Source organism: Caulobacter sp. CCG-8, assembly GCF_037402475.1.
Classification (GTDB): Bacteria; Pseudomonadota; Alphaproteobacteria; order Caulobacterales; family Caulobacteraceae; genus Caulobacter.
The window spans coordinates 23,107-29,577 of record NZ_JBBEUD010000036.1 but is presented as its reverse complement, the minus strand read 5'-3'; the positions used below and the strand labels follow the sequence as shown (position 1 = coordinate 29,577).

Below are 6,471 nucleotides of genomic sequence, written 5' to 3'. Positions count from 1 at the left end.
CGGGCACCTGGGAGGGGGAGCATAAGTTTGGTCGAGAAAGTTCAGGGCGTTGAAAACGCTGAGGTTCGTTCGCTATCCGCCGAGCGCAAGTCGCCCGCTTGAACCCTCTCCCAGAGGGAGAGGGCAGGGTGAGGGGTTACGACGTCCGACGGCGCGCCGGCAGTGCGGCGGCAACCAAACCCGACAGGGTGAAACCCCTCACCCTCCCACGCCCGCGGCGCGGGCCCCTCCCTCTCCCTTTGGGAGAGGCCGCGAGGCGCCCCACCTCAAACCCCATCGACAAAAGGGATTTCAATATTCGGATAGTGTCCGCATCCTCATTTCACCCGACATTGAAATACAGCCACCACATTCCCCAAGCACTCCAAAAACTAGGTAGATGACCTGATTGACTCCCCTAAACCCCGGGAGCAAGGGTTCTGGCATTGTGGCGCCGCTTGACGGGCCGCCGTCGAGCCGATCGCCATCCAGGATGGCTTCGCTATGCACAGTTTCATTTGCGCATCCCCCGGCGGGCGGATGCGAAATCTCGCCGGACCCGGCGAACGAACCCTCGCGCCTGATCGTCGCCGGGGCTCGCACCGCACCCCCTGGGTCGCCTTCGGCGCGGCGCTGGGCCTGTCGCTGACGGCGACGCAAGGCCTGGCCACCGACCTGCGCTACGCGCCGATGTCGCCCAACTTCGGCGGCTTCAACCCCGTGGGCTTCCAGATGGCCCAGTACGAGAAGTCGCTGAAGGCCGCCCAGGCGGCCGCCGAAGCCGCGGCGGCGCGCGCCGGGACGCCCAGCGATCCGAACGCCGCCTTCGTCAACGCCATCATCTCGCAGCTGAACGGCATCGTCGCCCAGACCATCGCCCAGAGGATCGCCAACGCCGGCGACGGCCAGGCCGGCACCATCCAGTCCGGATCGGTGACCATCACCTACATCAATTCGGACGGGCAACTGAGCGTGACCATCACCTCGCCGACCGGCACGACCACCCTAGTCATCCCCTCCGGCGGGGTTTGACCATGAGGGGGGGCAGAGCGCTGGCCGGACTGATCGCGGCGACCGTCCTGGCCGGCTGCGTGACCGCGCCGGTCCATCCGCCCAAAGTGCAGACCCAGCCGGACTTCACCCTGCCGCCCGCCCCGCCCCGCGCCCTGACGGTGGGGGTCTACAGCTGCATCGACACCTCGGGCCAGCGGCGGCCGACCAAGCTGCCGCAGGAACTGAGCACGGCGGTGCCCATGGACTGCACGCCCTATCTGATCGACGCCGTGCGCTCGGTGCCCAGGGGCTATGTCTTCCTGGTCGAACGCCAGCATGTCGACGAGCTGCTGCGCGAGCGGCAACTGGCCACCCTGGCGCTCAACACCCCGCCGGAAACCACCGCGCCCGCCGCCGGCCTGGAGGCGCTTCCGCCGCCCCCGGCCCGCCGCCTGATCACCCTGAGGGTGGCCGAGATCCTGCTGATCGGCCAGGTCGTCGCCTACGACCGCGCCACGCGCCAGGCGGCCGGCGGCCTGGCGGTCAACGGCACGGGCGGCAGCGGGGAGTACGTCACCGACCTGGTGACCTTCAGCCTGCGCGCCGTGGCCGTCCAGACCGGCGAGGTGCTGGGCCAGGCCACGGTCAGCAAGTCGGTCACCTCGCTGTCGATCGGCGGGCACATCTCCAAGATCTACGACACCTCGACGGTGGAATTCGAAATCGGCGGCGCGGGCAACGAGCCCGTGGGCCTGGCGCTGGGCGCGGCCGTGCGCAGCGCGCTGTTCGCACTGATCAACCAGGGGCTTCGCGACGGATGGTGGTCCTGAGCGGGTCCCGACATAAGGGAGAGAGGAAATGTCTCAGTCACAACGGGCCAGGGGCCGCCTAGGACGAACCGTCAGGCTGCTGCTGATGGCCTCGGCCGCTTGTGCGGCCATGGGGGCGGCCGCCGACGTCGCCCTCGCCGCCAACACCCTCAACATCGACATCAGCGGCGGCGGCACGGTGCGGTCCCTGCGGATCCGGCAGGACAATGTGGGCCCCACCCACGTGATCAGCGCCAACGGCGCCACCAACGGGGCGGCCTTCCCCGTGCGCGGCGCGTGGAACAGCATCGCCATCACCCAGATCGGCCAGAGCAACACCCTGGCCGGGGCGGTCACCTCCAGCGCCTCGACCACCGCCTCGCTCAGCCTGACCTACGGCTCGGGCGTGACCGGCGGCAACAACCATCACAGCCTGACGATCGGCGGGACCACGGCGCCGGTGAACCCCAGCGTCACGGTGGCCGTCATCAACTCCGATCCGACCAACGCCACCAACACGATCACCGACGTGCTGGACGGCTCCAGCCTGACCTACGCCCTGACGCTGAACGGCGCCGACAACACCGTCGCCAACACCCTGGCCGCCACCGGCGCGGTCAATGTGACGGAGACGATCAACGGCGGCGCCCTGGGCGTCGGCAACACCGTCACCAACACCATCACCGGCGCGACCACGATCACCGGCACGATCACCATCGCCTCGGACGACAACGTGGTGACCAACACTTCCGACGGGGCCGGAGCCAAGACGTTCAGCGTCAACCTGCCCAGCGGCGGCGCCGACGGCAACACGATCAGCACCGACTTCACCGGCGGCTCGGGGACCCAGATCTCGAACCTGACGGTCAACGGCGTGACCTCGCGCGTCGACTACAGCGTCGTGGCCAGCGGCGCGGGATCGACCGTCAACACCACGCTCAGCAACGCCGTCGGCGCGGCGGGCGCGGCGGGCGTCGTGCGGGTGGTCCAGACCGGCAGCGGCGCCTCCCTGGGCCTGACCGTCAACGGCGGGGCCTTCACCATGGGCTCCGACACGGTGGACAGCCTGACCGGCGGCATCCTGGTCACCCAGGCCAATCCCGGCGCCTCGGCCAACCTGATCGTCACCGCGGGGGGCGATGGCTACACATTCGCGATCAGCCAGTAGGGTCGCAGCCCTCGCCCTGCTGCTGGGGCTGGCGGCGGGTGTCGTCCTGACGACGCCCGCCGCCAGTCGCGCCGCGACCCTGCTGATCTGCCGGGTGTTCGACACCGCCACGCCGCCGATCCGCCCCCTGGTCGTGCCCGCCGGCTCGCTGTTCCGCGACACCGGCCGCTCGGACGATCCCCTGGCGGCCTTCACCGGCGACGCCTGGTCGCTGCGGCTGGAGACCGTGGGCGACACCGTGATCCCCTCGCTTCGGGCCTGCGCCCGCTCCCCCGTGCGGATCACCAGCGACTCCAGCGTCAAGGCGGTGTCGGCCAACGACAACCGGACCTTCGTCTACGCCGGCTCGAACCTGCTGCTCGACGCGCCCGAGACGTCGGAGGAGATGTTCGGACTGACGGGCCGGATGCTGGACCAGGCGCCTTGAGACCTGCCGGCGACACGCGCCCCGATCGACGCCGGAGCGTGGCCGTTTCGCCCAACCGACGCCTTGCTTGCGCCACGTGCTCCGGCCAAGGTGCGCCCCCTCCGATGGTCTATCCTCAAGGTCGCACATGATCCGCGTTTCGCGCCTGGCGCTCGTCCTCTCCGCCGGGCTCAGCCTCTCAGCCTGCGCGACCCTGTCCCACGTGATGCCCGGCGGAAAGGACGAGGCCGCCGCGCCGGCCGCCCCGGCCGCGACGTCGACGCCCAAGGCGTCGCACGAGCTTCCGCCCAAGGCCTCTGACGTCCCGACCATCGACCAGGTGAAGCCGGGCCAGTGGCCGCAGGCCGTCTCGGACGTCGCGCCCGATCCGCGCGTGCGCTTCGGCGTGCTGCCCAACGGCATGCGCTACGCCATCCAGAAGAACGCCACCCCGCCCAGCCAGGCCGCCCTGCGCCTGTGGTTCGACGCCGGCTCGCTGAACGAGACCGACGAACAGCAGGGCCTGGCCCACTTCCTCGAGCACATGGCCTTCAACGGCTCCAAGAACGTGCCCGAAGGCGAGATGATCAAGATCCTCGAGCGCCACGGCCTGTCGTTCGGCGCCGACACCAACGCCTCGACCAATTTCAGCGAGACCACCTACCAGCTGGACCTACCCAAAACCGACGACGACACGGTCGACACCGCCATGATGCTGCTGCGCGAGGCGGCCGGCGAGCTGACCATCGCGCCGGACGCGGTGGATCGCGAGCGCGGCGTGGTGCTGTCGGAGGAGCGCACCCGCGACAGCCCCGGCTACCGCGTGTTCGTCAACACCTTCGGCTTCCAGCTGCAGGGCCAGCGGCCGCCGCAGCGCCTGCCGATCGGCAAGACCGACATCCTCAAGGCCGCCCCGGCCCAGACCATCCGCGACTTCTACCAGGCCTGGTACCGGCCCGAGAACGCCGTGGTGGTGGCGGTGGGCGACTTCGACGTCGACGCCATGGAGGCCAAGATCAAGGCCCGCTTCGGCGACTGGAAGGGCCAGGGCCAGCCGGGCGTGAGGCCCGACCTCGGCCCCGTGGCCAAGCGCGGCCTGACCGCCAAGGTGCTGGTCGAGCCCGGCGCCCAGACCTCGGTCCAGATGGCCTGGGTCCTGCCGCCCGACCTGGAGCTGGAGACCCGCGCCAAGGACAAGGAAGAACTGGCCAAGGCCCTGGGCTTCGCGGTGCTGAACCGACGGCTGACGGTGCTGACGCGCTCGGACAATCCGCCGTTCATCGTCGCCGTGGCCGTGCAGAACGACCAGGAGCACGCCGCCGACATCACCACCCTCGGCGCCACCGTCCAGCCGGGCCACTGGTCCGAGGCGCTGACCGCCCTGGAGCAGGAGCAGCGCCGCATCGTCCAATACGGCGTGCGCCAGGACGAGCTGGACCGCGAGATCGCCTCGATGCGCGCCGCCTTCGTGGCCGCCGCCGCGGGCGAGGCCACCCAGCGCACCACGGCCCTGGCCGGCGCCATCGTCGGCACGCTGGGCGATCGCGAGATCGTCACCAGCCCGTCCCAGAACCTGGCCGTCTTCGACGAGGCCACCAAGGGCCTGACCGCCGAGAAGGTCTCGGCCCTGGTGAAGGCCCAGTTCGCCGGCTCGGGCCCGCTGATCACCGTCCCGACCCCGACCGCCATCGACGGCGCGGAGAAGACGGTGCTGGACGCCTACGCCGCCTCGGCCAAGACCCCGGTCACGGCCCCGGCCGCGCCGGGCGTCATCAACTGGCCCTATGCGACGTTCGGCGCCAAGGGCGCGGTCGCCGAGCAGAAGGACGTCACCGACCTGGACACCGTCTTCGTGCGCTTCGCCAACGGCGTGCGCCTGACGGTCAAGCCGACCAAGTTCCGCGACGACCAGATCCTGGTGAAAGCCCGGATCGGCCACGGCCTGCTGGACCTGCCGTCGGGCGCCCAGTCCCCGATGTGGGCCGGCTCGGCCTTCATCGAGGGCGGCCTCAAGCAGATCAGCACCCAGGACATGGAGCGGGTGCTGAACGGCAAGGTCTACAACGCCGGCCTGGGGGTCGAGGACGACGCCTTCAGCCTGTCGGGCCGCACCCGTCCGGAGGACCTGGACACCGAACTGCAGGTGCTGGCCGCCTACGCCACCGAGGGCGGCTGGCGCCCCGAGGCCTTCAACCGCATCAAGACCTATTACGGCTCGATCCACGATCAACTTGAGTCCACCCCCAGCGGCGTGATGGGCCGCGACCTGGGCGGGCTGCTGCACGGCGGCGACGGCCGCTGGACCTTCCCCAGCCGCCAGCAGATCGCCGGCGCGACGCTGGACCCGCTGAAGTCGGCGGTGTCCGGCCCGCTGGCCGCCGATTCCATCGAGGTGGTGATCGTCGGCGACATCACGGTCGACAAGGCCGTGGCGGCCGTGGCCCAGACCTTCGGCGCCCTGCCGGCCCGCCCCGACACCCCGGCCCCGGCCGGAGCCGAGAAGGCGCCCTTCCCTGCCCCGTCGAAGACCCCGATCGTCCGCACCCACAAGGGCCGGGCCGACCAGGGCCAGTTGTTCATGGCCTGGAAGACCGACGACCTGTTCAGCGACCTGCAGCGAGCCCGCAACGTCCAGGTCCTGGCCCAGGTGATGCAGCTGCGGCTGACCGACGAGCTGCGCGAGAAGCAGGGGGCGACCTATTCGCCCTCGGCCTCGGCGACGGCCAGCGTGGCCTTCACCGGCTGGGGCTATCTGGCGGTCAGCGTCGAGACCCCGCCCGACAAGATCGACGGCGTCATCGCCAGCATCCGCCAGATCGCCGCCGACCTGCGCGACAAGCCGATCGACGCCGACGAGCTGGAACGGGCCAAGAAGCCGCGCATCGACCAGATCGAGAAGGCCCGCGAGACCAACGAGTACTGGCTGGGGGCCCTGTCGGGCGCCCAGACCGACCCGCGCCTGCTGACCGCCACCCGCTCGGTGCTGGCCGGCCTGCAGCGCGTCAGCATCGCCGACGTCCAGAAGGCGGCCCAGACCTTCCTGGGCGACGACAAGTCGTGGACGATGATCGTCAAGCCGGAGGGGAAGTAACCCATGGTTCCGCTCATCCCGGCAT

5 protein-coding genes are annotated in these 6,471 nt (G+C 70.2%); all 5 read left to right on the top strand.

Annotated elements, in window-relative coordinates:
- Positions 1-519: 519 nt before the first annotated feature.
- The 5 genes from WAE60_RS23365 (at position 520) to WAE60_RS23345 (ending at position 6,446) form a co-directional block, all read left to right on the top strand.
- Positions 520-1,011 (top strand): curli assembly protein CsgF, encoded by a 492-nt coding sequence (locus WAE60_RS23365; RefSeq protein ID WP_029907373.1) that lies wholly within the window; start codon positions 520-522, stop codon positions 1,009-1,011.
- 2 nt (positions 1,012-1,013) lie between these two features.
- A complete protein-coding gene (locus WAE60_RS23360; RefSeq protein WP_337689113.1) occupies positions 1,014-1,802 on the top strand; it encodes a CsgG/HfaB family protein in 789 nt (262 codons plus the stop codon).
- Positions 1,803-1,830: 28 nt separating this feature from the next.
- On the top strand, positions 1,831-2,949 hold the full coding sequence (locus WAE60_RS23355; protein ID WP_337689112.1) for a hypothetical protein: 1,119 nt from the start codon (positions 1,831-1,833) through the stop codon (positions 2,947-2,949).
- Positions 2,921-3,376, top strand: a complete 456-nt coding sequence (locus tag WAE60_RS23350; protein ID WP_156035551.1) for a hypothetical protein — start codon at positions 2,921-2,923, stop codon at positions 3,374-3,376. Before WAE60_RS23355 ends, WAE60_RS23350 begins: the two co-directional genes overlap by 29 nt.
- 127 nt (positions 3,377-3,503) lie before the next feature.
- The gene (locus WAE60_RS23345) at positions 3,504-6,446 is read left to right on the top strand and encodes an insulinase family protein (protein WP_337689111.1); all 2,943 of its coding nucleotides are present in this window, start codon (positions 3,504-3,506) and stop codon (positions 6,444-6,446) included.
- Positions 6,447-6,471: the final 25 nt, after the last annotated feature.

What these genes read in the sequence shown, in the direction of transcription:
- WAE60_RS23350 (WP_156035551.1), top strand. Translation starts at nt 2,921, where the DNA reads ATGGCTACACATTCGCGATCAGCCAGTAGGGTCGCAGCCCTCGCCCTG.
- WAE60_RS23345 (WP_337689111.1), top strand. Translation starts at nt 3,504, where the DNA reads ATGATCCGCGTTTCGCGCCTGGCGCTCGTCCTCTCCGCCGGGCTCAGC.
- WAE60_RS23360 (WP_337689113.1), top strand. Translation starts at nt 1,014, where the DNA reads ATGAGGGGGGGCAGAGCGCTGGCCGGACTGATCGCGGCGACCGTCCTG.
- WAE60_RS23365 (WP_029907373.1), top strand. Translation starts at nt 520, where the DNA reads ATGCGAAATCTCGCCGGACCCGGCGAACGAACCCTCGCGCCTGATCGT.
- WAE60_RS23355 (WP_337689112.1), top strand. Translation starts at nt 1,831, where the DNA reads ATGTCTCAGTCACAACGGGCCAGGGGCCGCCTAGGACGAACCGTCAGG.